The organism is Pseudomonas sp. B6(2017) (assembly GCF_002112765.1).
GTDB lineage: Bacteria > Pseudomonadota > Gammaproteobacteria > Pseudomonadales > Pseudomonadaceae > Aquipseudomonas > Aquipseudomonas piscis.
Map to the genome: position 1 here is coordinate 201,517 of NZ_NEIQ01000010.1, position 25,653 is coordinate 227,169.

Sequence of the window (25,653 nt, forward strand, 5' to 3'; positions counted from 1 at the left end):
TATTCATGTTCCTGCGTAAAAAAATGAAGTACGACATCGAAGTCACCGCCATCCATGACCTCACCCCCCTGGTACGGCGCGTCACCTTCAGGGGCGAGCTGTTCGGCGGCGACCTGGAGTGCCAGCCGGCCCAATGGCTGAAGCTGTTCCTGCCCAATGGCGGCAACCCCGCCAGCCGTGCCTACAGCATCCGCCGGCATGATCGGCAAGCGTCCAGCGTCGATATCGATTTCGTCCGCCATGGCCATGGCCCGGCCGGACGCTGGGCGGAACAGGCCCGGGTCGGCGACTGGATCGGCTGCTCGGCATTGCGTGGTGGTTTCCAGCCCCAGGAAGAGGCCGAATGGTTGCTGCTGGCCGCCGATGAAACCGGCACCCCGGCGGTGATGAGCATCCTCGAGAGCCTGGCCCCCGGCGACCGCGCGGTGGTGGTGCTGGAAGCTGCGAGCATGACCGAGCTGCAGGCCATGGACACCCTGGCCACGGTCAACTACGAATGGATGTTCCGCGACGAGCATCCGCACACCACCAACCTGCTGCTCGAAGGCATCGACAAGCTCCAGCTGCCTTCGGGGGTCGGGCAGTTCTGGATCGCCGCCGAAGCCCAGGCGATCAACGAAGTCCGCGACTACCTCACCGACGCCTGCTCGATCCAGCGCCGCCTGGTACGCAGCAAGGGCTACTGGATGCGCGGCGTCGCCGACCACCGCGACCGCGACTGAAGCGCCCTCCTGCTTCTTCCCTGGGGCACGACGTCCAGCCGTGGGCCCGGCGCCGAGCCGGGCCCCAGGTCCTAGTCGATCCGCGGGTGCTGCTGCACCAGGTTCTTGCGCTTGGCCTCGAGCTCGGCGATCTGCGCATCGATGTCTTCGATCTTCTGCTCGATGTTGTCGTGGTGCTCTTGCAGCAACTCCCGGGCCTCCTCGATATCGGCCGCCGCCGGAGCCGCGCCACGCAATGGCTTGTTGGCCGTCTCGCGCATGGAAATACCGGTGATCAAGCCGATCACCGCAATCACCATCAGGTAGTAGGCGGGCATGTACAGGTTCTGGGTGGTTTCCACCAGCCAGGCGGCGATCGTCGGGGTCAGGCCGGCGATCAGCACCGAGATGTTGAACGCACTGGCCAGGGCGCTGTAGCGGATACGCGTGGGGAACATCGCCGGCAACGTGGAGGCCATCACGCCGATGAAGAAGTTGAGCAAAACGGCCAGGATCAGCAGGCCGGCGAAGATCACCCCCAGCACCCCGCTGTTGATCAGCATGAAGGCCGGGATGGCCAGCACGAACAGGCCGACGCTGCCGAAGATGATGAAGGGCCGGCGTCCGATCTTGTCGCTCATGAAGCCGATCAGCGGTTGCACGAACAGCATGCCGACCATGATCGCGATGATGATCAATACCCCGTGGTCTTCGCTGTAGTGCAGGTTGTGCGACAGGTAGCTGGGCATGTAGGTCAGCAGCATGTAGTAGGTGACGTTGGTCGCCACCACCACGCCGACACAGGTCACCAGGCTGCGCCAATGCTGGGTCGCCACTTCCTTGAACGACACCGCCGGGCCCGAGGCCAGGCCTTCGCGGTCACCTTGCTCGAGCTTCTCGACATGCTGCTGGAAGGCCGGGGTCTCCTCCAGGGCATGGCGCAGGTAGAGGCCGATGAGGCCCAGTGGCAAGGCCAGGAAGAACGGCAGGCGCCAGCCCCATTCGAGGAACTTCTCTTCACCCAGGATGGTGGAGATCAGCACCACCAGGCCCGCGCCAAGGACGAAGCCGGCGATCGAGCCGAAGTCCAGCCAGCTGCCGAGGAACCCGCGCTTGCGGTCCGGGGCGTATTCGGCGACGAAGATCGAGGCGCCGGTGTACTCCCCGCCCACGGAAAAGCCCTGGGCCATCTTGGCCAGCAACAACAGGATCGGCGCCCAAATGCCGATCGAGGCATAGGACGGGATCAGGCCGATGGCGAAGGTGCTCAGGGACATGATCACGATGGTCGCCGCCAGGACCTTCTGCCGTCCGTAGCGGTCGCCCAGGACCCCGAAGAACAACCCGCCCAGGGGCCGGATCAGGAATGGCACGGAGAAGGTCGCCAGGGCGGCGATCATCTGCACGCTGGGGCTGGCATTGGGGAAGAACACCTTGCCCAGCGCATAGGCGACGAAACCATAGACACCAAAGTCGAACCACTCCATGGCATTGCCCAGCGCGGCGGCGGTGATCGCCTTGCGCATCTTGGCGTCGTCGACGATGGTGATGTCCTTCAAGCCGATCGGCTTGACCCTTTTCTTGCGCGACTTCATAGCAGTTTCCCTATGGCTGGACTGTGCTCATGCATACCTTTGCCCCGGGCCCGAATGGTGGCAGGTACGAGCTGACAGCGAGATGACCAGTGTTCTACCGGCCGGGGCTCCATGCCATCAGATAGCCAGGAATCCGAAAAAATTCACTGTCCATGGCAATTGGCGATTTGTTTGTCCCGTGGTGCCTGCTGGCAGGCCGGACGACAAGGGCGCCTTGCGCTTTCCATCCCTAGGGCTTTAGTGCTATTGAAAACGCCGATCAGGCTGTTCGACAGTGATCCAGTCGACGGCAGGTTGGAACTCACGGTGCTGCCCATCCACTAACTTCGGTCGCCGCAACCCCAGTACCCAGACATGGCCTAGTGCCGATAAGGACATCCAATGAAAATTCTAAAAAGCCTGCGTTCCTTGGCGATCCTGGCCCCCGCCAGCTTGTTGGCAGCCTGTGCCTCGATTGGCGGCCCTGCCAGCCCGCCGCAACAGAACCCCACCAACCAGCTGCTGGACATGCTCGACCAGGCCACCCGCGAAGGCATGTCCGTGGTGCTGGTGCCGGCGCTGATGCCCAACAAGAGCGTGACCGATCTTTCCAGCTATTCGCACCGGGTCATCTTCAAGAACAAGGACATGCCCGGCATCGCCTACATGCAGGCCTTCGCCAACAACGACCTGGAGAAGATCAAGGAGGCGGTCTATCTGTGGGACTTCCTCGAGGTCAACATCATCCCGCCGGGGACTTACTTGTTGTCCGGCGGGATCGACTACAAGATCGACAGCACCCTGGCCGACATCAAGGCGCCCAAGGGCCAGCCGGGGGCCACGCCCTTGGGCGCGGTGAACCTGTCCGCCGTGCTGTATCGCCGGTTCGTCAAGGAAGACTATTGGCGTGATGCCTCCTATGCCGACAGGACCTACTCCCAGAACGTCTGCAGTGCCGTGCACATGGCGTCCGGCCAATGCGTGAGCTGGTCACAACAGAACTACACCCAGCGCGAGCAGGTCTCCCAGGGCGGCTGGACCGAAGGCACGAAGATCCAGGACGTCCAGTCCATCAAGCTGCAAGCGCAGATACCCGACGCCTATGCCCCGCTGGCCTTCACCATCAAGCCGGGCCAGATCCTGCTCAGCGACCGCTTCCACCTGAAGACTCCGGGCGTGCACTACGACCCGAAAACCTGCAAGGCCGTGGACACGCAGAACATCAAGTGCGCCCTGCGGGACATCCAGGTCTACATGCGCCCCGCCCCCATGGAATTTACGCAGAAGTTCATCGATCACGAGCAACCGAAACTCTCCGAGACAGGCCGCCAGGTACTGGCGCGCATCCAGCCGATGAAGACCCAGGTACTGGGTGAGAAAGGCATGGAGGACCTGGTGTGGGGCCTGCCAGTCAGCCTTAAGAAACCAGGCAAGTAGACCCGTCGCCGCACCGCACCCGGCCTAGGGAACCGGCTCGCCATCGGGCCGGAACTCCACCGTTGCCCCTGCTGCCTGCAGTTGCTCTTGCAGCGCCAGCAGGCATATGCGCAAGCCACTGCCGACCAGGATTTCGTCCAGCTGCGCCAATGCCAGGGCCTGTGCCAGGGGCACATCGAGCGCGGCGCGGAAAATCTTCACCACCTTGATCTTCTGCGGACCGATGCCGGTGATGAGCAATTGGCCGCATTGGTAGAGGCTCTGGTCCAGCACTTGCTGCTCGGCGTCCGGCTCTGCCGGCTGGTCGCACTCGCTGCGTTGCCGATGGACTTCGCGCCACAGCTCAAGGGCCAGGTCGGCTTCATTCTCGATCAAGCGCAGGGCTTGCGGACTTGCCGGGGCCAGTTCGTGCAATGCCGACAGCAACTGGGCGAAACCCTGCAGGCTGGGGGCGATCATCGTCGCCTCCCAATGACCCGCTCCATGCCGGGCAAAGTACACGGGAAAGCCCGCGGCCTGCTCATGGATATCGATGAAGAACGGATCGTCGAAGTAGTTCCTGGCGATCACGTACCAGCCCGGCTGCCAGGCGCCGCAGGTAGAGGCGACAAGGCTTTCGCCGGTCAGGCCATGGGAGCGATAGCCGATCTGGAAGCGCGCCCACTCGCCTAGCGTCGGATAGCTATCCGGCAACTCGAGGTCGCCGGTGACGATGGCCGCGGCAATGAACTCTGCGACCTCGCCCGGCATGGGGTCAGGGAGGTGGTCCTGGTCGGTGCTGGACATACGGCGGATCATCCTGGCTGGTATGGGCGCAGGGCCTGGAGTGCAGGCGCCATCATCTGGACAATTGCCTGGCCTGGGTTTCATCGAAGCCCTCGGGCGCCAAGTCCTTGATCACAAGATTCATGTGGAAGACCCGGTGCTGGTCTTTCGACCAGGCGCCATGAACATGCCGCCAGGTCGCAAAGTCGGCCCGCGCCAGTTTTCTCTCGGCGAAATAGAGGTTCTTGCCATCACCCGAAAACTCCTCGGTGAGGATTCGCCATTGTGCGGCGAGCACGCCCTTGAGCGGCTTGCCATCGTAGTAGACGGCCTCGCCATCACAGGCATACAGGTCGTTCTCGGCAATGACCCGCAAGGCCATGCAGCGTGGGTTGCCGCTCATCTTCCGGCCGTAGTACCAGGCGCTGTGGTCGTCGGCGCCGTAACTGCCGCCCACATGGCGAAAGCTGCCGGGATCGACGTCCCGCAGGGCCTTGAACGAGGTTTCATATTCGAAGTAGACATGCTGCCGGTCCAGCCAATACAGGCCGACTCGGCGAAAGCTGTCGCGGTCTATTTTCGGCAAGCGGCTCCAGGCGTGGTAAATGCAGGAAGCATCCCGGCCCAGGAAATACTGCTCTTCGCAGAACTCGAATGTCTGCGGATCAGCGGCCGCCAGCTTGCGCCCTTGATGCCAGACCTTGCCCTCGCGAATGGCCCAGTATTGGATCCCGTAGGCACCGACGAACTTATGCTCGGGGAGTGCGGCCAGCTTTTTCCATATCATCGAAGCGATCCCTGGTGCGAAATGAGGGCGAGGCTACGCCATCTGGCCTTGGGGGCGCTAGACAGGCGCAGGCGACAGCGGATGGCCTTGCAGCCCTGCGGGCGACTGATCTCAATCCGCTTTCAACTGCACCCAGAGCTTGCCAAGAACCTTTTGCAGCAGCGCGCATTCGTCCTGGTCCAGGCTGCTGGTCAGGGATTCGCACATCCCCCAGAACACCGGCAAGGACCGCTCCAGCAACTCGCGCCCCTGCTCGGTCAACTCCAGGGCGAAGCTGCGCCGGTCCTCGGTACTCAGGCGGCGCCTGAGCAGGTCGCGCTTCTCCAGCCAATCCAGCAGGCCAGTCACCGTCGAACGGGTCACGCCAAAGTAATCCGCGATGTAGGACGGCGTGACCGCCTGGCTTTCTATCAGGCCCCGCTCGGCCAGGCCGAAGAACATCAGCAGGTCGAACTTGCTTTCCGATAGCCCGAACGGCGCCAGGCTGGCATTGGCGCGTTGCTCGATGTCATCGCACAGCCAAAGCATCAGCAGGCCCAATCCGGCACGGGATCGATCGGTCGCGCCTTCGGCGGTATCGCGCATCAGGGCGAGGTGGGGACGGGTCGCGGCGGATGCGGCGAAAGATGTTCCGGAGCCTTGCTCGGGACTGGCGACAGGCTTGGATGCAGGTGGTTTTGAGCGGGACATGGGCGACATGGGTCAATGAGGAGGTTGCCAATCATACCAAGGGGAAATAGTATTTTATTCGTATAGTACGTCACTCGTACTATATTTCGATATTGCTATCACGCCCCTTCCCGGGGCCAGCGCGTGCAAACCAACAAGGAAAACGCAATGTCCGTGAAAGTTGTTGAGCTTCACCACGTAGGCTTCGGCGTGAACAACGCCCAGGCCGATGCCATGCTGGACTTCTATCGCGATGTCCTTTCACTGCCCCAGGACCCGGCCCGCTGGAAGATCCCGGGTATCTACGGCTCGTGGTTCAACCTGCCCAATGGCACCCAGTTGCACATCCTCGGGTGCGATGGCGTTTCGCAATACGCCAAGCGCCCTGACCAGGACCCGGTCTCCAACCACTTCGCGCTTGCGGTGGAGGATGTGCTGGCAGCCGAGAAGGTGCTCGTGGAGCGGGGTATCGAGTACTTCACCCTCGACAATGTGGCCTCGCCCTCCTTGAAACAGCTGTTCCTGCGCGATCCGGCCGGCAACCTCATCGAGTTGCACCAGGCCAGCGAGCGGCGCCCTGGCGTCGACTCGGCCAACCAGGACAAGACCCCCACCGCCAATCGCTGAAACCGTTCAGGACATAGCCATGTATTTTGATATGAAGGCGCTGAGCCCGGAGCAGCGCAGCAACCTGGTGCACTCCACCGTGATCCCCCGCCCCATCGCCTGGGTCAGTTCCTGCGATGGATCGGGGGCGGTCAATGTCGCACCATTTTCCTTTTTCAACGTGATGTCGGGAGACCCACCGCTGCTGTGCCTGTGCATCGGCTCGCGCTCGGGAGAACCCAAGGACACCGCGCGCAATATCATCGAGCGTGGGGAGTTCGTGGTTAACCTGGTCTCGGCCCCGATGGCCGGGCGCATGACCGTCACCTCCATCGATTTCGATGCCCAGGTCAACGAGGCCCTCGAGGCCGGCCTGCAGATGCTGCCCGGCCAGCAAGTGAGCATTCCACGCATCGCCTCGAGCCCTTGCTCGATGGAGTGCCGGGTTCGCCAACTGATCGACATCGACGGCGTGCGTACCTTCATCCTCGCCGACATCGTCGGTACGCACCTGTGCGAGGAAGCGATCATCGACGTGACCCGCATGTTCATCGACCCGACGTCCATGGCCTTGATCGGCCGGCTGCACAGCCCCGGCTGGTACTGCGAAGTGTCTGCGGATTTCCAGATGCCGACACCGACGCCACAGGCCTGGCAGTCCTTGAAGGCCCAGGGCCGGGAGCAGGAACTGCTGGCCTGGCGGGAACCATCCACCTCGCAAACAGGCGCAAAAGAACGATGCTGAATGCCCATGAAATACAGGAATGCGCCAATCGCCTGGATGCCGCCGAACGCTCGCGCGAACAGATTCGCCAGCTTTCCCTGAGCCATCCGGACATGACCATCGCCGATGCCTACGCCATCCAGCGTGCCTGGGTCGAGACGAAACTGGGCCGTGGCCGGAGGATCATCGGGCACAAGATCGGCCTGACCTCCAGGGCGATGCAGATGGCCTCGCAGATCGACGAGCCCGACTACGGCGTGCTGCTCGACGACATGCTCTGGCCCGATGGCGGCGAGATTGCCCGCGAGCGCCTGATATTGCCCCGGGTCGAGGTCGAACTGGCCTTCATCCTCGATCGTCGCCTGGCGGGGCCGGAGGTGATGATGCTGGATGTGCTGGATGCGACGCGCTATGTCGTGCCGGCGCTGGAGATCATCGATGCACGTTCGGAACAGCTCGACCGCGACACCCAGCGGCCGCGCAAGGTGGTCGATACCATTTCCGACAACGCCGCCAATGCCGGGATCATCCTCGGCGGGCGCCCGGTGCGCGTCGACGACCTGGACCTGCGCTGGATCGGCGCCATGCTCCTGCGCAACGGCGTGATCGAGGAAACCGGCCTGGCGGCTGGCGTGCTGAACCATCCGGCCAACGGCGTTGCCTGGCTCTCCCGGCGCCTGGCGGTATTCGACACCGCCCTGGAAAAAGGACACATCGTGCTGTCCGGCTCCTTCACTCGCCCGGTGCGGGCGGAGGCCGGCGATACATTCCACGCCGACTTCGGTCCATTGGGCAGCGTGGGCTGCCGTTTTATCTGAGCACTGCATGTGCAGGAGATAGTCATGCATAACGAATTCAAGCAGGCCCTGGTGACGGGGGCTCCCCTGATCGGCCTGTGGCTCGGCCTGGCCAACGGGTACACCGCGGAAATGCTCGGGGGCATCGGTTATGACTGGTTGGTGATCGACAACGAACATGCTCCCAATACGCTGCAATCGACCCTGGCCCAGTTGCAGTGCCTGGCGGCGTCCCCTACCCATGCGGTGGTCCGGGCGGCCAGCGACGATGCCGTGGAGATCAAGCACTTGCTCGACCTGGGGGCCCAGACGTTACTGGTTCCCATGGTGGAAAGCGCCGAGCAGGCGGCCAGTATCGTTGCCGCCACCCGCTACCCTCCCCATGGCATCCGCGGCGTGGGAGCGGCATTGGCCCGCGCCTCGCGATGGCAGCAGATCCCTGGCTACCTGGCGACGGCCGATGAACAGATCTGCACCCTGGTGCAAGTGGAAAGCCGGGCCGGCATCCAGGCCTTGGCGGAGATTGCCGGGGTCCCGGGGGTCGATGGCGTGTTCATCGGGCCTGCCGACCTGGCCGCCTCCCTCGGTCACCTGGGCAACCCGGCACATCCCGAGGTGCAGGAGGCCATCGCAGGGGCCATCCGGGAAATCCGCGCGGCCGGCAAGGCCCCCGGGATTCTCACCAGCGACGCGGCCATGGCCCGGCGCTACCTGCAGCTGGGTGCCGTGTTTGTCGCCGTGGGCTCCGATGTGGGGTTGCTGGTGAGTGGCGCCAAGGCACTCAGGGAAGCATTTGGCCAGGTGCCTTGACCCCGGGGCCGGGATACCCGGCCTGCGGGTCGATGCCCCGATGATTGCTGCGGGTGGAGATTGCCGCGGTACTCGAGACACAACCTGGCGAAGGGAAGCGAAAGGACCTGCTGCCAGGGCCGGGGCAGATGAAAAAAACCCGGCCTTTGCACTGCGCTGGCAAGCCCTTCAAGGTCGTCTTGCGGCGGCCTTGGAGGGCCTGGGCTCGACGCCGCTATTTGGACAACGACAACGGTACGCCCCAGATCGGGTCTTCCATGCCTTGCTTGCCCAGCGGCGTGATCTGCATGGGCTGGAGCCTGGACAGCAGTTGCCGGTGCTTGTCGCTCAGGACCCGTTGCTCGATGAGATTCTGCGTAAAGCTCATGGGCGCCGGCCAGGTGTAGACGGTCAGGTTGTCCAGCGGACACTCGATCTTCTTCGGATCGATCGCCCGGCACTTGGACTGCTGGTACTTGTAGCCAGGGGTCTTGAGGTGCATGCGCGGGGCCAGCAGCAATTGCCCGCCCTGGAGGGTGAAGCTGGCCAGCGCCTTGTCGACCGGCAGGCGCGCCTGGACCTTGATCGACGGCACATCGCGGGAATCGGTCTGTTGGTAATACCCGGCCCCAGAGCCCTGCGTCGTCTGGGTATATTGCTGCTCGCCCCAGGCCACGCAGGCGCCAGACGCCACGTGCACGGTGGTACAGACCTTCTCGGTCTTGATCTCGCTGCCATAGGTGGCGTCCTTCCAGACCTCTTCCCGGTAGTACTCGCGATAGAGTTCGGGGGACAGGTAGGCGGTGCCATTGGCGCCACGACCCGAACCGGGCGGGCCGCTACGGGCGCCGATCTGGTCGAGCAAGCCGTGGATCTGGTAGTCGTCGCCACCGGTCAGCAGGTATTTGCCGGGGGGCAGGATATGCACCTCGAAGGCCTTGAACAGGTAGGTCTCGCCAGGCTTTCTCTGCAGCGCGTTGGTCTGGAACTTGCGGCCGAAGGTGATCTTCGGGTCCTTCTCGTATTCCCAGATCGCTGTCGGCGTCCACTGGGTCATGGTCAGCGCATCGCTCAGCGACTTGTGCGGCATCACGTCGGCCACCAGCACCACCGCCATGTTCGCCTTCAGCGCCGCGTCCACCTGGTCCAGCAACTGCGCGTAGCGCGGATCGTCCATGCTGCCGTAGGCGCCCGAACCGAGGTCGGACACGCAGCCGGAAAGGGAAAGAGAGAGAAGCAGTGCAGCGGGCAGGGTAAAACGCGGACAGGACAGTTTCATGTATCGATCCTTGATAGGCGTTGGTATGGAACCTCGAACGGCCATGATCACTGGCTTGGGGGGCGCAGCGCAATATTTGCCAGAGTGCGCCGGATGACTTGCAGGTGCGAGCGCCCCCCCTCGCTCCTCGCGCAAAGCCGTCCCCTGCCCCTGGACGGCAACTCGAACCTGTTGCCCAGTGGGCATTCAGCGGACCGCTTCAAGTCCAGCGCCGCCCGCAGAGGATTCCGGCCGCCTTCATTGGATCGGGCTCACATCCAGTTTTTTCTTGCGTGATGTTCAACTGATGTCTATTGCGCCTGTTTCCAAAAACCGAACGCCCTCCTACAATCGCGACTCATTCTTATCTGCACCTCATTCATGGGAAGAGGAAAGTGCCCACGGACTCCCTGTTGCAACCGCTCGATAGTCTTTACCGCAACCACCACAACTGGCTGCAGGATTGGCTGCGCCGCCGCCTCGGCGATCGCGAGCGGGCAGCCGATATTGCTCAGGACACCTTCCTGCGCCTGCTGGTGCAGCGACGCCTGCCGGAGCAGGGCGAGGGCCGTCGATACCTGGCGCAGATCGCCCGCAACCTGGTCATCGATCAGTGGCGTCGCCAACGCATCAAACAGGCTTATCTGGAAAGCCTGGCCGCCATGGCCGAACCGGAAAGCCCCTCGCTGGAAACCCGCGCGATCGTGATCGAAACTCTGATGCAGATCGACGCCATGCTCGACAGCATGCCGACCAAGGTGCGCAAGGCCTTCCTGCTGTCGCAGTTCGAAGGGCTGACCTATGCCCAGATCGCCGAGCGTCTGGGGGTCAGCGTCAGCTCGGTGCAGAAATACATGCTGCGGGCCATCACCGCCTGCTACCAAGTGCTGTACGCCGAATGAAAACCGCCAGCGAAGCGCCTATCCTCCCCGCCATCGTCGAGCAGGCAAGCCACTGGCTCATGCTGCAATGGAACGGCGGACTGGATGACGAACAGCTGCGGCGCCTGGCTGCATGGCGTGCCGCCGACCCCGAACATGAGCGCGCCTGGCTACGCCTGGAACATCTGCAGAGCACCCTTTGCAGCGTACCAGCAGACACCGCTCGAGTTGTTCTGAGTGAGTTGCCCGATGCGCGCCGCCGACATGCGCTCAAGCTCGTCGGCGCCTTGCTGCTGGCCGGAGGCAGTGGCTATCTCGTCCAGTCGCAACTCCCCTGGCGCGAGGCCATGGCAGACCTGCGAAGCGGCACGGGCGAGCGCCTGCAGCGCACCCTGTCCGATGGCAGTAGCCTGAGCCTGAACAGCGGCAGCGCCGTGGACATCCTGTTCAGCGCCAGCGAACGGCGCATTCGACTGCTGGCTGGTGAACTGCTGCTCGACAGCGGCCATGATCCGGCCAAGCGCCCATTGATCGTGGAAACCGTCGCCGGGGAAATCCAGGCACTGGGCACACGCTTTTCCGTGTACCAGCATGATGGCGGTTGCCAGGTCGAGCTATTCGAAGGCGAACTGGAATTGCGTCCCCGCCAAGCACCCGCCACACGCCTGCAAGCTGGACAGAGCCGCTGGTTCGACGCCAGCCGACTGGGCGATATGACCCCGGCGAACCGCAACGCCATCGCCTGGCACGATAACCGGCTGATCGCCGAGCGCATGCCGCTGGGACGGTTCATCGCTGAACTGGCTCGCCATCGTCCCGGCATGCTGCGCTGCGAGCCGGCCGTCGCCAGCCTGCCGCTCACCGGGGTCTTCCCCCTGGCAGACACCGACCGCGTGCTGGCTGCATTGCAGCAGTCGCTGCCAGTGAAGGTCCGCAGCTTGACACGCTATTGGGTGGTCGTCGGCCCTGCTTAGAGGGTGCTGCACGCTTAACGCGCGTTATCCGGTGAGTCACCCGCCCTTTCTGTGCCACAGGTTAAAAAAAACCGCTGCAGCTTGTCGGTTTTGCCAACTGGCCCGGGATACCTCTTGAACTCAACTAAGAAGCATTCTCAAGAGGATTATCCAGAATGCCGCATCTGCCCCTCACTCCCCGTTCCCGGCTGAGCCTTGCGGTTCAGCGCGTACTGTTCGCCGGTTTGCTCAGCGGTGGCCTGCTGTTTGCCATACCCAAGACGCCGGCCTGCGCCAGCGAGCAAACCCGCAGCTACGCCATTCCCGCGGGCAACCTGGATCAAGCCCTGAACCGCTTCGCGAGCGAGAACGGCATCCTGCTTTCCGTCGATGCCCAGCTCACCGCCGGCAAGCGCAGCCCAGGCCTCGATGGCAGCTATCCGGTGGCAGAGGGCCTGTCCCACCTGCTAGCCGGCACGGGTCTGCGGGCGACTAACAGCGGGGGCAACTATGCCGTGGAAGTGGCGCCGGACAACGCAGGAGCGCTGCAGCTAAAGACAACGACGGTGACCGGTGCCGGCCTCGGCGCGACGACCGAAGGCACCGGCTCGTACACCACCGGCCAGACCAACACCGCGACCAAGCTCGACCTGAGCCTGCGCGAGACGCCGCAGTCGGTCAGCGTGATGACCAAGCAGCGCATGCAAGACCAGAACCTGCGCAGTATCGGCCAGGTGCTCGAGCAGACCCCGGGCCTCAATGTGCAGAGCCCCGGCAGCGACCGCCTGTATGTGTACTCTCGTGGCCTGCCCATCGACAATTTCCAGTACGACGGCGTGCCGACCACCTCCTTCGCCTTCAGCCAGGCAATGCCCCATGCGCTGTCGGACATGGCCATCTACGACCGGATCGAGGTAGTCCGGGGCGCCACCGGCCTGATGTCCGGCGCTGGCGATCCCTCCGGTACCGTGAACATGGTACGCAAGAAGCCCACCAGCACCTTCCAGGGCCATGTCAGCGCCGGGCTCGGCTCCTGGGATCTATATCGTACCGAGGTCGATGTATCCGGCCCGCTGACCGACAACGGCGCCGTTCGCGGCCGCGCCGTGGCTGCCTACCAGCAAGGCAACAGCTTCACCGACCACCTGCAGCAGGAAAAGACCATCCTCTACGGCGTGACCGAGATGGACCTGTCCCCCGACACCCTGTTCACCCTGGGCGTCGAGTACCTCAACAATGACCAACGCGGTTTTTCCACCACCGGCCTGCCCGTGGTCGGCAGCATCAGTCGCCATGGTTTCCAGTACAACATGCCGCGCTCATACAACGGCGCCAGCCGCGACAGCAGCAACCGCCAGGAGTCGGTCAACACCTTCGCCTCGCTCGAGCAGAAGCTTGCCAATGACTGGACCCTCAAGGTGGCAGCCAACTACCTGTACGGCACACGTGACTACGACTCGATCATCGTCGGCACCACCACCGGCTTCCTCAATCCTGCAACCGGCAGCGGCCTGAACTACACCGCCACCAAGGGCGACAACACCCAGCAGCAGCGCGGCGTGGACATAGCCCTGAGCGGCCCGTTCGAGCTGCTTGGCCGCGAGCATGAGTTGGTGATGGGCTTCAACTACCAGACCTACGAAAACCGCCGCAACGGTTTCGGCAACCTGCTGGCCAACGGCAAGAGCGACAACGGCGTCAGTAGCAAGCCGGTGAACGTCTGGAGCTGGGACAACCACGCCCCGAGCGCGTCGTACAACTTCACCCGCGAAGACGACAACATCGACCAGCGACAGACCGGGGCCTACCTGGCCACCCGCCTGAAGCCCACCGACGACCTCTCGGTGATCCTCGGCGCTCGTGTCAGCGACTACAAGTACGGCGCGATGCTGCACTACAACACCTACGACATGGTGAAGTGGAATACCGACGATTCGGTCAAGGTCTCCGGTGAAGTGACGCCCTATGCCGGCGTGGTCTATGACCTGAACGACGTGCACTCGGTGTATGCCAGTTACACCAGCATCTTCAAGCCCCAGCCCTACCGCACCCGGCAAGGCAAGCTGCTGGACCCACGCGAGGGCGACAATTACGAGATCGGCCTGAAAAGCGAATATTTCGGCGCACGCCTGAATACCGCCATCGCCTTGTTCGAGATCGAGTTGGACAACGACGCGGTCGGCGACGGCACGATCGAAGGCAGCGGCGGCACCGTGACGGCCTACAAGGCGGAAAAGACCAAGACCAAGGGCATCGACATGGAGATCAGCGGTGAACTGAGCCCAGGCTGGAACCTGCTGGCCAGCTACACCTACTCGCAGGTCAAGGACAAGAATGGCGAGCGGGCCAAGACCACCATCCCCACCGACATGTTCAAGCTGTGGAGCACCTACCAGCTGCCAGGCCCACTGGACAAGCTGACCATCGGCGGCGGAGTCAATTGGCAGAGCGGCATGCACTTCACTGCGGACAACTGGCAGCTCAACAGCCCGGTCAAGGTCAAGCAGGATGACTATGCCGTCGCCAGCGTCATGGCCCGCTACCAGTTCACCCCGAAACTGTCGGCCACCGCCACTGTCGACAACCTGTTCGACAAGAAGTACTACAGCGCGCTGGATGAGAACTTCCGCAGCGCTTCGTACGGCAATCCTCGCAACTTCCTGCTTACCACCCAGTACGAGTTCTGATCCTGCAGCCGGTGGTTACCACGCCAGCGTGTGAGAGCCACCGGTCGCGAGCCCCATGAAAGAGCGGCGCAGCGCGCCGACAACCCCCAACGCAGATCACCCCGTACAGATGCCCCTGGCACAATCGGCCAGATGATCGGCCGCCTGATAGATCTTGCTTTGCATATCCTGATCGTACATATCGGCGCTGCTCGTCATGGAGCCCCACATATCGAGGAAGATCCCCGCCAGGTTCTTGGGATTGCTGCCCTGCCCCTCCAGCCCGATCTCGATCTGCTCCAGCAAGTCCATCAGCACCTCGAGCGAACCACAATCGAGGCCGCGTTTTTCACGCAGTTGCAGGTCAAAGTCCAGCCACTTCTCGATGAAGGTCGAGATCAACTGATCAGTCATTGATGAGTATTCCGCCAGTGGAAAAGATGTTTGCGGTACAGAGGGGCCTCAACAAGCCGCATCGCGGTACAAGACAGCCATGCTGTGCCCCCAAACCGATAGAGGGGGCCACTCTACAGCCTCGCCACGGGTTTATCTTGCCGCTCGCACAGACGTCTCCATTGCCTAGCAGGCTTTGGGCACTGGCCATGCCACCGCCTGGTCTGCATGACGTCGGCGGAGCGCAGGATGTCGGGTCTATCGCCTAGGCGGGATTGGGAAAATGTCGTCTGGCTGGGGCTATCAGCACTGCCCGATTCAAGCCTCCAGCACACTCGACACTTTGACCGCCTCTACAGTGAAAACCATCGCTGGTTGCAAGGCTGGCTATGGCGCCGATTGGGCTGCCATGCCAATGCCGAAGACCTGACTCAAGACACCTTCCTGAGAACCTTGAAACCCACCCAACTGGCGAGCATTGAGGAGCCCAGGGCGTTTCTATGCTTGATCGCCAGCCGCGTACTCTGCTCGTTTTGGCGGCATACCGAACTTCACCGAGCTTGCCTCGATGCCTTGGCGTCTCCACCCGCGGCTTCGAAGTCGAGGTTTCCGGCGAGTTGATGCCCGACTGGAACATGCATGGCGGCTATACCTACCGCCACTCCGAAGACCAGGACGGCAACAAGGTCGGCACCACTCAGCCCGAGCAGATACTGCGCGTGGTCACCACCTACCGACTGCCGGGCGCATTCAACCGCATGACCGTGGGTGGCAACATCTCCTGGCAGAGCAAGATCTACTACGACACCAGCCTGGGCTTTGGTGCCAATGCCATCGATGCCCACTTCGAGCAAAAGCCCTACACGCGGCTTGGGCTGATGGCCGCATATGATTTCACTGACAAGCTGCGCGGTACGTTCAACCTGAACAACCTGACCGGCCGCAAGTACTTCAGTGGCATGGGCAGCTACACCTCCACGTTCCATGGCGAACCACGCAACCTGATGGCAAGTATGAAATACAGCTTCTGAGCTGGTGGGCAATATCCGACATCACCGGCGGCCAGGCCGGCTGGAGGAAGGTCGCAGAAGGAGGACAATGGGGCAGCAGGCGCAATACCCAGGGAGTCGAGACACGTGACTTGTCAGGTGCAGCCACATGTCAATTTGGGTCGATACTTCGACCAAACACCGCACCAGACGGTGCGAGGGCCTGTATTGTGTCGGCAGTGCTTGATCGCCGCACACAACCTGTGCTGAGCGTCACGACACCATCGAGGTCTTCGCCGCACAGCCGGTAGGTTTCCTCGCCTACGCGCTTCAGCAGTGATCGTCCGCGAACAGTCCGACCTTGGCCAGCTCGACACGCTCGCCCACCTCCAGCGACTGCGCCATCGCGCACGAACATCGGCGTGCACTCCTCGACCTCCAACTCACCGTCGAGCAGCTCGTCACAGGCCGCTAGCGCGCAACCACGCGCTATAGCCCCGCGACGGATCGGCACGCCCTACCGCCGCCATCAGGCGACTTTCCCGTGGCGTATAGCCGAAATACTGCTTGTAGGCGCGACAGAATTGCGTCGGGCTGTTGAACCCATATCGATACGCCAGTTCGGAAATGGTCCGGTGCGACACCTGATGCGCGAGCAGGTGCGTACGAATCTTGATGAGCCGGCGCCGGCGAATATAGGTGGCGACACCATCCATCGGCGTGAACAGCCGGTACAGCGCCGATCGCGACAGCCCGACCTCGCGGCAGATCTGCTCGACGTTCAGGTCGGGCGAGTCCAGGTGCGTCTCGATGTATTGCCGCGCGCGCTCGTGCTTCAGGTGATCGACGCCCTGTGCAGACTGCTCGATCGTGTCGGCATCCTGGAACACGGCGTGCAGCAGGCTCAGCGTGCCCTGCGCGACGTGCGCGATCTGCTCCGCGCGCAGCACCGACAGGTAGCGCACGGCCAGTTGCAACTGGCTGATGAGCAGTAGGCTCGCGTGGCAATTCAGTAGTTGGCCGTGCAGCAAGCTCGCCGATACCGGAATCATGCTGCGCGGAACGATGAGGATCACCGATTCACCCTCCGGCACCGTGGCGCTGAATGGCTTCGACATGTCCAGCAGCGCCAGGCACGCGCACGGCTGCTCGAAACCGCGCCCGTCGATTTCATAGCGCAACGTGCCGACGGGATTCAGCAGCAGGTAGAAGAAATCGAAACCGTCCTGCCGGATCAACGCCACGGTCCGTTCGAAGCGATAGCTCAATGGCGCGGCCGCCGTGGTGCTCTCGAAACGCCGGAAGCCGAGCACCATCGACCCGAACGGTACATCGACCTGATCGAACGCGAAACAGCCCGCCTGCACGCCGTGCATCGTCAGTTCGAGCAGCCGATTGTGCCCAACCCACGATTCGACCCGCTGCTCGCTCGGATAGTCTCGCGTGGAAAACTGGTAGCCGTCGCGCTTGCCCCCTATCCAGGCTGGGGGCTCAGCGAGGCTGCGCCGGCCGGTCTCGAGCGCCAGCACGGGCATGCACGGCGTGCCCCACGCCTCCGTACGCATCTCTTGCACTTCTTCCATGATGTGTCTCGTTATTCTTGTAGGTTGACACTAAAAATACTTGTCCGAACGTGCAAGGCAGATGGTCGCCCCGTCGCCTATTCAGGCGCCCTCGACGCCTGGGCAACGCTCAGCCGACGTCTTTGCTCAACGAAGAGTCCGGCAACGGCATCTCGGATTCCTCGTGCGTCCGTACTGATCCTAGTGCAGCGAACACCACGAGCGCCGTGATCACGGCCGCCCCTGCCAGCAGATAGAACTGGAACTCGAAGGCCGCGTTATATACCTGCAGCAGCAGCTCACGCGCCGCGCCCGGCAGCAGCGATACGGCGTGCGTTACATCCGAGATCGCGAGCCGGTTCGCCGCCTCCTTCAGCACGGTGGGCTCAGCACCCGCGATCCCCGCGCGGCTCAGGTCACCGAGGATTCGCGCCGACAGGATTGCACCGACCACCGCGATCGCCACCCCATCCGCCGTGAGGCGCACCGCGTTGAAGATGCCGGTCGCCATGCCGGCCCGCTCCTTCTCCACGACGCTGACCGCCATCCCGTCCATCAACCCCCATGGCAGGCCAATGCCCACCCCGATCACGATCAGCGGTGCAACCGAGTTCGCGAGCGTACCGGACGCCATCGCGACGCCGAGCCACGCGAGCCCAACCGCCGCGATCAATAGGCCAATGCCGGAAATCACCCCGGCCGTGAGCCAGCGCGCGAGATACGCTGCGACGAACGGCAGCACCAGCAATGGTGCGGACAGCGCGATCATGAAGCATCCGGCCTCGAACGCGCTCTGCCCGTCGATGCCCATCAGGCGCATCGGTAGCAGCAGGATCAGCACCACATAGGTATAGGCCGGCGCGGCCGCGAGCACCTGCACGCCGATGAAGCGCGCACTGCGAAACAGCGACAGTTCGAGCATTGGCCGACGCACGTGGGTTTCGATCGCGATAAAGATCGCGAGCAGCACCGCCGACGCCAGCAGCGAGCCGATTACGACACGGCTGCCCCAGCCGTTTTCCGGCACCAGCAAGATCGCATAGGTGAACAGCCCGAGCGTGGTCGTGAAGCTGATCGCGCCGGGCCAGTCGAGCCCGGCCGCGTTCGGGTCGCGCGACTCGCGTGCACTGATCTGCACGAACAGCACCACCAGCACGCCGAGTAGCGCGGGCAGCCAGAACACCCAGCGCCAACCAAGCGTATCGACCAGGAAGCCCGCCACCAGCGGGCCGAATGCGGCACCGAGCCCGAAGGTCGTGCCGATCATGCTGAACATCTTGGTACGGTCGCGGCCGTGGAACTCTTGTGCGAGCGCTGCCATCGCGCCCGCGAACGCGGCGGCAGCGCCGAGCCCCTGCACCAGTCGCAGCACATCGAGCACCAGCACGGTCGGCGCCAGCGGGATTGCGGCCGTCACCAGTACATAAACCAGCATGCCAAGCAGCCACAGCAGCTTACGCCCATATACATCGGCGAGACTGCCCGCCGCCATCGTCGCACTGCCATAAGTCAGCAGGTACGCGTTAGAAACCCAGTTCAGTTCGACCGCGGAGCCTCCCAACACACGGCTGATCGACGGCACGGTCACGACAGGTCCCGCGATGCTGAGCGGAATCAGCACCGCAGTCATGCAGGCGGTCAGCAACAGAAGGTTCGTGTGGCCCCGCTTCGGATGATGCTCGGATTGGCTCATAGAATGTCAGTGGCTCGGTAGGAAAGAGGAATGAGGGTTGTAGCGCGGGCTGACACGCCCTGCGCAGTCGCGCATGCGAATGCACGGATTGCCTATAAACCGATTCACCCGGTTTGATCCAAGCGTACGAGATTCAACGTGAGAGAAAAATCACATACAATTCCTTTGTCACGGGAAATATATTCCGCACTGAAATAGCCATGGATAGGTTGAGCGGTATCACAGTCTTCGTTCTGGTCGCCGAGACGCGTAGCTACGTCGGCGCCGGACAGCAGCTCGGGTTGTCCGCGTCCGCGGTCGGCAAAAGCATTGCGCGCCTGGAAAAACGCCTCGGCGTCAGGCTCTTGCATCGCAGTACCCGCAGTATGAATCTGACCGCCGAAGGCGCGCTCTACCTGAAGCGCTGCCAGCACATCCTCGCGGAAGCCACCGCGGCGGAATCGGAGCTGTCGCATACACTCGACGCGCCGCGCGGCAAGTTCCGTGTCAGCCTGCCGCTGGTGCGCGACCTGATGCTGCCCGTGATCGCCGCATTCATGCAGCGCTATCCCGAGATCGAACTCGACATCGATTTTACCGATCGACTCGTCGACCTGATCGACGAGGGTTTCGACGCAGCGGTACGCACCGGCACGCTCAACGATTCGCGACTGATGTCACGCCGGCTCGGCGTCTACCGCCTGCTGCTGGTCGGGTCACCCGACTACTTTGCACGCAAGGGCGTGCCGGAGCGGCCTGCCGACCTGCGTGAGCACGACTGCCTCCAGCACCGTTTCCCCACCACTGGCAAGCTCGAGAAGTGGCCGCTCTGCGCGGACTCGCTCGACGAAAGCCTGCAACTTCCAGCGCGGATGACCTGCAACAATATCGAGACCCTGCTGCATGTCGCGAAAGCCGGCCACGGCATCGCGTGCCTGCCGGATTTCGCGGTGCGCGACGCGTTAAGCGCGCGCGAATTGCAGATCGTGCTCGACAAATACACACAGAATTCCGGCGCGTTCCACGTACTGTGGCCATCCGGCAAGCATCCATCGCCGAAGCTACGGGTCTTCGTCGAGTTCCTGCATGCGAACCTGTTCACCAGGCCCGACGCTACGCGTTCACACGTAGACCATGCCGCCGTCAATGACGATTTCAGCGCCGAGCAGGAAGCTCGACTCGTCTGAGGCCAGATAGACGGCCGCACGCGCCACGTCCTCCGGCAGCCCGACCCGGCCGGCCGGAATCATCGCCTTGACCTCCTCAAACACGCGCTCGGTGTTGTCTATCCCGAGCTTGTCGAACGCGGGCGTGCGGATCGGGCCCGGGCTGATGCTATTGACGCGGATGCGCCGGCCGGTGAACTCACCCGCCAGCGCGCGCCCCATCGACAGCAGCGCCCCCTTGCTGGTCGCATAGGCCGCGCTCACGCCACTACGCCCGAGATGGCCGCTGACCGACCCACACAGGATGATCGACGACGGCTCCGCCAGCAACGGCGCCAGAGCCTGGATCAGGAACAGCGGCCCTTTCACGTTGATCGCCATCAGCCGGTCATAGCTTTCCTCGCTCTCCAAGTCGAGTCCGTGACTGGTGACGATGCCCGCATTCACGAACAGCGCGTCGACGCGCGGCCAGCGCTCGCGCAACTCCTGAGCGAGCGCGTGTTGCGCAGCGACCGAGCCCGCATCGCTGCGGATCACCCACACGTTCCGTCCGAAGCGGCTTTGCGCCGCCGCGAGGGTCTCGGGGTTCTGGCCGGTGATCGCGACGATCGCGCCCTCCTCGAGAAACTGCCGGGCGGTCTCCAACCCGATCCCCGTCGTGCCGCCCGTGACCAGTGCATACTTTCCTTTGAGCCTTTCCATGCATCCTCCTTTAATTGATCGACAACGGGGCGACGCCGCGCACCACGTAGATCAGGGTTTCATAGCTGTGCCGGTGCAGCCGCGCCAATTGGCCGGGCCGGCAGATCGTCCACGCCCACCGCATGGCGGCGCGTGTGTCTGAACTCGGTGGTCACCGAGGCCAGCACTTCGCGATGGACGAACCGTTCGACGTAGCCACCGCCAACTTGTCCGGTACCACCACGAAATCCTTCGAGGAGTCGGTCGTCTGGGCCATCATCGAGTCCCCATGAAGCAAATGGAGCCTCTCACTGTACCGTCGGGGCCGGCTGCGCGACGTGCGCGACCGGGCGCGACAGGCCAAGCAGCGGCAGCAGCACCTCGCGCAAGCGCGCCACGCAGGCCGCCTCGTCGCCTGACGCAGCGCCGATCCATGCGATGTGGCCGTCTGGACGGACCAGCACACACGACGCCTCGTCGAAACCGCAGCGGGCATGCAGGTCGCCGTACAGGTCCTCGACCGCCTCGCCCGGGCCGATCACCTGGGCCCGCAGCGGCAGGCCGAGTTGCACCGCGCAGCGCGCCGCGGCCTGTGCCCACGCGCGACCGGCGATGCCGGTCAGCACGGTAAATGCGCCGTGCCCGACTAGCTCGAGCGACGACACCTGCGTGCCACGCGACGACAGCCACACGTGTGGCACGCGCGCACCGGCGACAAACGACGAATGGAAGCGATAGAACAGGTCCGGGTCCTCGGCTGGCGGAGGTTCCTGCGGATCCGGCGCGATCGCCGCGGACCGGTACAGGTGATTGAGTTCCGTGCCATGTCCGTTGAATTCGTAGTTCTTCGCCCGCAGCGCACGATAAAAATGCTCGCGCCGGCGCTGCCCGGCCTCGCCGCCCAGCATGAGGTAGTCGTCGTCAAGCCCGCCCGCGCGGTCCAGGCCGAGCGCCGCACTCAGAGTGCGGCTCTCGTCGATGCTCTTCATCGCGCGCTCGACGATCCCGCGCCCAACCGGCGCACGCTCGTCGCTATAGGTGTCGAGTAACCCGGAGCCGGCCTGCCCCTTGATTACGTAGGCCAGTTTCCACGCCAGGTTGTACGAATCCTGGATCGAGGTGTTCGAGCCCAACCCGTTGTTAGGCGGATGACGATGCACCGCGTCGCCGACGCAAAACATCCGGCCGTTCGAATAGCGCGTCGCGTAGCGGCTATTGACCGTCCAGGTCGAAATCGAGCGCACGCGGATCTCGGTGTCGTAATCGCCAATCATCTGCTTGAGGATGTCGGTCGCATCGTCGGCGCTCAGCTTCGGCGGCGGGCGATCGATGTCGTAGTTCCATACGCCAAGCCACTCGTGCCACGGCCGCACCATCCGCAACGCGCCGACGCCTATGCCGCCCGCCATCGCCGCGCGGCTGAAGATCAGGAAAATCGCGCTCGGCCGGTGCTGCACCAGCGGCGCGAGGTCCGCATCGAAGAAGATGTTGATGCAACCAGCCTGGTTCTCCTCGCCGATCATCGGCAGCGCCGCGTCGGCCGCGACCTGGCTACGTGCACCATCGGCGCCGATCACGTATTTCGCGCGAATCGCGTATTCGCGATTGTCGAGACGGTCGCGCACAGTCACGGTCACGCCGTCCGCGTCCTGCACCGCACGGACGTACTCGGTCGAGAACTTCGCGTGTGCGCCGTTCTGCAGGGCCTTGCCAAGCACGATCGGCTCAAGGTAGGTCTGCGGAATATCGCACAGCAGGAAAGGGCTCGCGATCCGGTAGTCGCTGATCCGCTCGGGGTGCGCGCCCCAGGACTTGAGGCGGGCGATCTCGTTGCCCGCGAGCGTCTCGCAAAAGACGGTGTTGCCCATGATGTCGTTGAGCACGGAGTTCGCCATCAGCGATTCGCCGACGCCGAACTCGTTCAGGATCTCCATCGTCCGCTGGCCTGTGATATGCGCACGCGGGGTGTTGGCGAGCCAGCGGTGCTTGGTCACCACCATCACCTCGATACCGTAGCTGCTCAGGAACAGCGCCGCCGCAGCCCCAGACGGGCCGCTCCCCACAATCAACACTTCTGTTTCAATCATCGTGTTCTCCTGTGCCAAGAAAACCCATCCACCCTGCGCGGCCGTCAGATCCGGCCCACCGCACGATCGAGCACCGCGCCCGCGTGGCGCGGCGCCGTATCGCCGCGCCACGCAATGTGCTGGTCGGGTCGTACCAGAACCAAGCGCCGCGCGTACAACGCGCGCGCTGCATCCGATTCCACATCGACGATCGCCAAAGGGATCCCCCGCGCACGCGCTGCATCGGCCAGCCGCGTGGCGTCGTCGTCCCTCCCGCCGGTCGCGTCGCACGCGCGGACCCGCAGCAACGTGAAACCCGTACCAAGCAGGTCGAACATCGAACGCCGCACGCCGTCCGCCCCCGTCACCCACACATGCGGCAGTCGGCCGCCCGGCACACTGCTCGGCCGGTAGGCCAGCAGGTCATCCTCAGGCGGAACGCCATCCGGCCACACGATCGGCGAACCGTCATAGCGCGCGCCCAGTTCCACACCAGGCGCCTCGAACTGGCGACGAAACCCCGTAAGCTGTTCGCCGAGCTCACGCCGCGCCGCCTCGCCAGCCGCGTCGTCGGCCTCTACTTGCGCCGGCACCCGCAGTTCGCCGACCCGTTGCGTCAGGAAGCGCGCTGCTGCGGTGTTACGCTGTGCTATCGGTCGGCGCTCCGCCTCGTACGACGCCAGCAGGCTATCTCCCGCCCAGCCCTGCACCGCCGCCGCGAGCTTCCACGCAAGATTCGCCGCGCCGTCGATGCCGGTGTTCATCCCGAGCCCACCTGTAGGCGAGAACAGGTGAATCGCGTCGCCGGCCAGATACACCCGCCCTGTCGAGAAGCGCTCCGCCACCAGTGCCACGCCACCCTGCCACGGCGCATGTGCGAGCACCTCCACGTCCACCGCGCAGCCCACGCCTTCCTGGATCCGCCGGATCACCGTCGCATCGTTCGGCTCCGCCTCCCCGACCGCCGGCTTCGACATCAGCAGAAACTCGTCGCCACCGTCCAGGCTCACCAGCAGCATCCGCGCGCCCGGTGCCATCACGTTGTACATCCAGGCCTTGCGGTCCCCAAGCAGTTCGCCGTGCAACGCCGGGATCCGCACGTAACTCGAGAACATGCGCCCGCCCAGGAAACCATCGTGCGCGCCGCCAGGCCCCTCGTAGGCGATCCCCAGCGTACGGCGCACGAAGCTCGCGCCGCCGTCGCAGCCCGCCAGGTAGGCGACGCGCCAGAGCTCGCCAGTGCCTCCGTCGGCCGGTTCCGCCAACAGCGTCACGCCCGTCGTATCCTGCTCGAAGCCGCTTACCCGCCAGCCATAACGCAGCGTGATGTTCGAGCGCGTACCCGCATGCGCGAGCAGGAAGCGCTCCACATACATCTGGTTGACACGCAGCAGTGGCTCGGGCTGCTGATCAAGTTCACCGCCTTCGTGAGCCGCGCGCGACCGCTCGCGCTCCGTGCCCATGCCGAACCGCGCCAGCTCCCAGCCCGCAAGCCGTGTGAAGTAGGCGATGTCGCGCGGATGATCCACTGGCAACCCCAGCCCACGCACTGCCTCCGATACACCCAGCCGCCGATAGTGCTCCATGGTCCGCGTGTTGTGGGTACTCCCCTTCGGATGCCAGCGGCTGTCCTTTTCCAGGTTGAACACCACGCTCGCCACCCCGTGACGATCAAGGAACAGCGCCAGCATCAGCCCTACCGGACCACCGCCGACGATCGCCACGGGGCGCTGTCGGTCTTGCGACGGCGCGTCGAATGCATCCGCCATCACGCGCCGCCCCCTCCCACGTCGCGACCGGACGGCGCGCCACCGGGCCACAGCCGCAAAATATCGTAACGGTGCGCGCCCGGACCCTCGCCATACGCCGACGCAACCACCGTCGATGCATAGCCGTGCTCCGTCAGCAGCGCCTTGAGCGCGGACTCGTCGCCCTGGCTGCTGAAGCCGATCAGCAACTGGCCCGACGGACTCAGGTACGACGGCGCTTCCCGCAGGAAGCGGCGATGGGCGACGTAGCCCGCGTCGCAAAACGCGCGCAGGATCGGCTGCTCGAACGCGTAGTCTTCCGGCACGAACACGAAGTTCGAATTCCAGAAAATCATGTCGAACCGCTCACCGTCGTCCAGTACGTCAAACAGGTCGCCGTGGCGCGTCGATACTTGCTCCGTCACGCCGTGGCGCTCCACGTTCGCCCGTGCGTTGCGCACAGCCGCCTCGCTGATGTCCGACGCCACCACCCGCGCGCAGCCCGACAACGCAGCCGTCACCGCCGTCACGCCTGTACCGCAACCGATCTCCAGGAACGCGCCGCCGTGCGGATACGGCAGGTGCCGCGTGAAGATTCGCGTCGACTGGAAATGCGTTGGCGGAAACACGCCGTCGTGGACCTCGAAGATGCGCCCGTCGCATTCGTACTGCGTCAACCGCTCCGCCTCAGCGGCGGCCAGCCGCCGCCGTACCGACGCGACGGCGTCGGATTCATAGCCCTGATCAGCCATCTGCCTTGACCTCTCCA

At 63.8% G+C, this 25,653-nt stretch carries 23 protein-coding genes and 1 pseudogene; 12 read left to right on the forward strand and 12 right to left on the reverse strand.

The genetic code is table 11. From position 1 onward, the window contains the following. The first annotated feature begins 5 nt into the window (after window positions 1-5). Window positions 6-722, forward strand: coding sequence for a siderophore-interacting protein (locus CAG11_RS18785; RefSeq protein WP_085597381.1), 717 nt, complete (start codon window positions 6-8; stop codon window positions 720-722). Between the two features lie 71 nt (window positions 723-793). Here CAG11_RS18785 and proP read toward each other — a convergent pair whose 3' ends face one another. Next, a complete protein-coding gene (proP, locus tag CAG11_RS18790) occupies window positions 794-2,296 on the reverse strand; it encodes a glycine betaine/L-proline transporter ProP (protein ID WP_085597382.1) in 1,503 nt (500 codons plus the stop codon). Between the two features lie 381 nt (window positions 2,297-2,677). On the opposite strand from proP, the gene CAG11_RS18795 reads away from it, so the two are divergent. Beyond that, window positions 2,678-3,712 carry a hypothetical protein gene (locus CAG11_RS18795; RefSeq protein WP_085597383.1) on the forward strand — a complete coding sequence of 345 codons (1,035 nt, stop codon included), beginning with the start codon at window positions 2,678-2,680 and terminating at the stop codon, window positions 3,710-3,712. A gap of 24 nt (window positions 3,713-3,736) precedes the next feature. Here the strand turns inward: CAG11_RS18795 and CAG11_RS34095 are convergent, their stop codons facing one another. The 3 genes from CAG11_RS34095 to CAG11_RS18810 form a co-directional block, all read right to left on the reverse strand. Continuing rightward, window positions 3,737-4,498 carry a hypothetical protein gene (locus tag CAG11_RS34095; protein WP_085597384.1) on the reverse strand — a complete coding sequence of 254 codons (762 nt, stop codon included), beginning with the start codon at window positions 4,496-4,498 and terminating at the stop codon, window positions 3,737-3,739. A gap of 52 nt (window positions 4,499-4,550) precedes the next feature. Continuing rightward, window positions 4,551-5,264 (reverse strand): DKNYY domain-containing protein, encoded by a 714-nt coding sequence (locus CAG11_RS18805; RefSeq protein WP_085597385.1) that lies wholly within the window; start codon window positions 5,262-5,264, stop codon window positions 4,551-4,553. Window positions 5,265-5,375: 111 nt separating this feature from the next. Then, window positions 5,376-5,954 (reverse strand): MarR family winged helix-turn-helix transcriptional regulator, encoded by a 579-nt coding sequence (locus CAG11_RS18810; RefSeq protein ID WP_201770009.1) that lies wholly within the window; start codon window positions 5,952-5,954, stop codon window positions 5,376-5,378. Window positions 5,955-6,101: 147 nt separating this feature from the next. On the opposite strand from CAG11_RS18810, the gene CAG11_RS18815 reads away from it, so the two are divergent. Genes CAG11_RS18815 through hpaI form a run of 4 tightly spaced genes read left to right on the forward strand, consistent with a single transcriptional unit; the run spans window position 6,102 to window position 8,870 of the window. Beyond that, on the forward strand, window positions 6,102-6,560 hold the full coding sequence (locus CAG11_RS18815) for a VOC family protein (protein ID WP_022640490.1): 459 nt from the start codon (window positions 6,102-6,104) through the stop codon (window positions 6,558-6,560). A gap of 19 nt (window positions 6,561-6,579) precedes the next feature. Further along, window positions 6,580-7,284: a flavin reductase family protein gene (locus tag CAG11_RS18820; protein WP_022640491.1), complete on the forward strand. Its 705-nt coding sequence runs from the start codon at window positions 6,580-6,582 to the stop codon at window positions 7,282-7,284. Then, entirely contained in the window at window positions 7,278-8,081 is an 804-nt protein-coding gene (hpaH, locus tag CAG11_RS18825; RefSeq protein ID WP_085597386.1) for a 2-oxo-hept-4-ene-1,7-dioate hydratase, read from the forward strand. Before CAG11_RS18820 ends, hpaH begins: the two co-directional genes overlap by 7 nt. Window positions 8,082-8,105: 24 nt before the next feature. After that, a complete protein-coding gene (hpaI, locus tag CAG11_RS18830; protein WP_085597387.1) occupies window positions 8,106-8,870 on the forward strand; it encodes a 4-hydroxy-2-oxoheptanedioate aldolase in 765 nt (254 codons plus the stop codon). A 214-nt stretch (window positions 8,871-9,084) separates the two neighbouring features. Here the strand turns inward: hpaI and CAG11_RS18835 are convergent, their stop codons facing one another. Next, on the reverse strand, window positions 9,085-10,128 hold the full coding sequence (locus tag CAG11_RS18835) for a hypothetical protein (protein ID WP_085597388.1): 1,044 nt from the start codon (window positions 10,126-10,128) through the stop codon (window positions 9,085-9,087). A 374-nt stretch (window positions 10,129-10,502) separates the two neighbouring features. Here CAG11_RS18835 and CAG11_RS18840 point away from each other — a divergent pair, with 374 nt between their 5' ends. The 3 genes from CAG11_RS18840 (at window position 10,503) to CAG11_RS18850 (ending at window position 14,628) form a co-directional block, all read left to right on the forward strand. Next, on the forward strand, window positions 10,503-11,009 hold the full coding sequence (locus CAG11_RS18840; protein WP_053131522.1) for a sigma-70 family RNA polymerase sigma factor: 507 nt from the start codon (window positions 10,503-10,505) through the stop codon (window positions 11,007-11,009). Continuing rightward, window positions 11,006-11,962 (forward strand): FecR domain-containing protein, encoded by a 957-nt coding sequence (locus tag CAG11_RS18845; protein ID WP_085597389.1) that lies wholly within the window; start codon window positions 11,006-11,008, stop codon window positions 11,960-11,962. Before CAG11_RS18840 ends, CAG11_RS18845 begins: the two co-directional genes overlap by 4 nt. Window positions 11,963-12,117: 155 nt before the next feature. After that, window positions 12,118-14,628, forward strand: a complete 2,511-nt coding sequence (locus tag CAG11_RS18850) for a TonB-dependent receptor (RefSeq protein ID WP_085597390.1) — start codon at window positions 12,118-12,120, stop codon at window positions 14,626-14,628. Between the two features lie 96 nt (window positions 14,629-14,724). On the opposite strand, the gene CAG11_RS18855 is transcribed toward CAG11_RS18850, so the two are convergent. After that, window positions 14,725-15,021 carry a hypothetical protein gene (locus tag CAG11_RS18855; RefSeq protein ID WP_085597391.1) on the reverse strand — a complete coding sequence of 99 codons (297 nt, stop codon included), beginning with the start codon at window positions 15,019-15,021 and terminating at the stop codon, window positions 14,725-14,727. Between the two features lie 228 nt (window positions 15,022-15,249). Here CAG11_RS18855 and CAG11_RS34100 point away from each other — a divergent pair. Together CAG11_RS34100 and CAG11_RS18865 are read left to right on the forward strand one after the other, a co-directional pair. Then, window positions 15,250-15,483, forward strand: a pseudogene (locus tag CAG11_RS34100) (sigma factor); the annotation flags it as partial. 17 nt (window positions 15,484-15,500) lie between these two features. Continuing rightward, on the forward strand, window positions 15,501-16,031 hold the full coding sequence (locus CAG11_RS18865; protein WP_085597392.1) for a TonB-dependent receptor domain-containing protein: 531 nt from the start codon (window positions 15,501-15,503) through the stop codon (window positions 16,029-16,031). A 419-nt stretch (window positions 16,032-16,450) separates the two neighbouring features. Here the strand turns inward: CAG11_RS18865 and CAG11_RS18870 are convergent, their stop codons facing one another. Beyond that, window positions 16,451-17,572 (reverse strand): AraC family transcriptional regulator, encoded by a 1,122-nt coding sequence (locus CAG11_RS18870; protein WP_085597393.1) that lies wholly within the window; start codon window positions 17,570-17,572, stop codon window positions 16,451-16,453. Between the two features lie 109 nt (window positions 17,573-17,681). Further along, entirely contained in the window at window positions 17,682-19,244 is a 1,563-nt protein-coding gene (locus CAG11_RS18875) for an MFS transporter (RefSeq protein WP_085597394.1), read from the reverse strand. Between the two features lie 200 nt (window positions 19,245-19,444). On the opposite strand from CAG11_RS18875, the gene CAG11_RS18880 reads away from it, so the two are divergent. Further along, window positions 19,445-20,410, forward strand: coding sequence for a LysR family transcriptional regulator (locus CAG11_RS18880; protein ID WP_085597395.1), 966 nt, complete (start codon window positions 19,445-19,447; stop codon window positions 20,408-20,410). Here the strand turns inward: CAG11_RS18880 and CAG11_RS18885 are convergent. From CAG11_RS18885 to CAG11_RS18900, 4 genes are all read right to left on the reverse strand, one after another. Further along, complete coding sequence (locus CAG11_RS18885; protein WP_085597396.1) at window positions 20,345-21,091, reverse strand: SDR family oxidoreductase; 747 nt, start codon at window positions 21,089-21,091, stop codon at window positions 20,345-20,347. The genes CAG11_RS18880 and CAG11_RS18885 overlap by 66 nt on opposite strands. Before the next feature lie 287 nt (window positions 21,092-21,378). Continuing rightward, on the reverse strand, window positions 21,379-23,157 hold the full coding sequence (locus CAG11_RS18890) for an FAD-dependent monooxygenase (RefSeq protein WP_085597397.1): 1,779 nt from the start codon (window positions 23,155-23,157) through the stop codon (window positions 21,379-21,381). Between the two features lie 44 nt (window positions 23,158-23,201). Next, window positions 23,202-24,905, reverse strand: coding sequence for an FAD-dependent monooxygenase (locus CAG11_RS18895; RefSeq protein ID WP_085597398.1), 1,704 nt, complete (start codon window positions 24,903-24,905; stop codon window positions 23,202-23,204). Next, window positions 24,905-25,636, reverse strand: a complete 732-nt coding sequence (locus CAG11_RS18900; protein ID WP_158091429.1) for a class I SAM-dependent methyltransferase — start codon at window positions 25,634-25,636, stop codon at window positions 24,905-24,907. The genes CAG11_RS18895 and CAG11_RS18900 overlap by 1 nt, the downstream gene beginning before the upstream one ends. Between the last annotated feature and the right edge of the window lie 17 nt (window positions 25,637-25,653).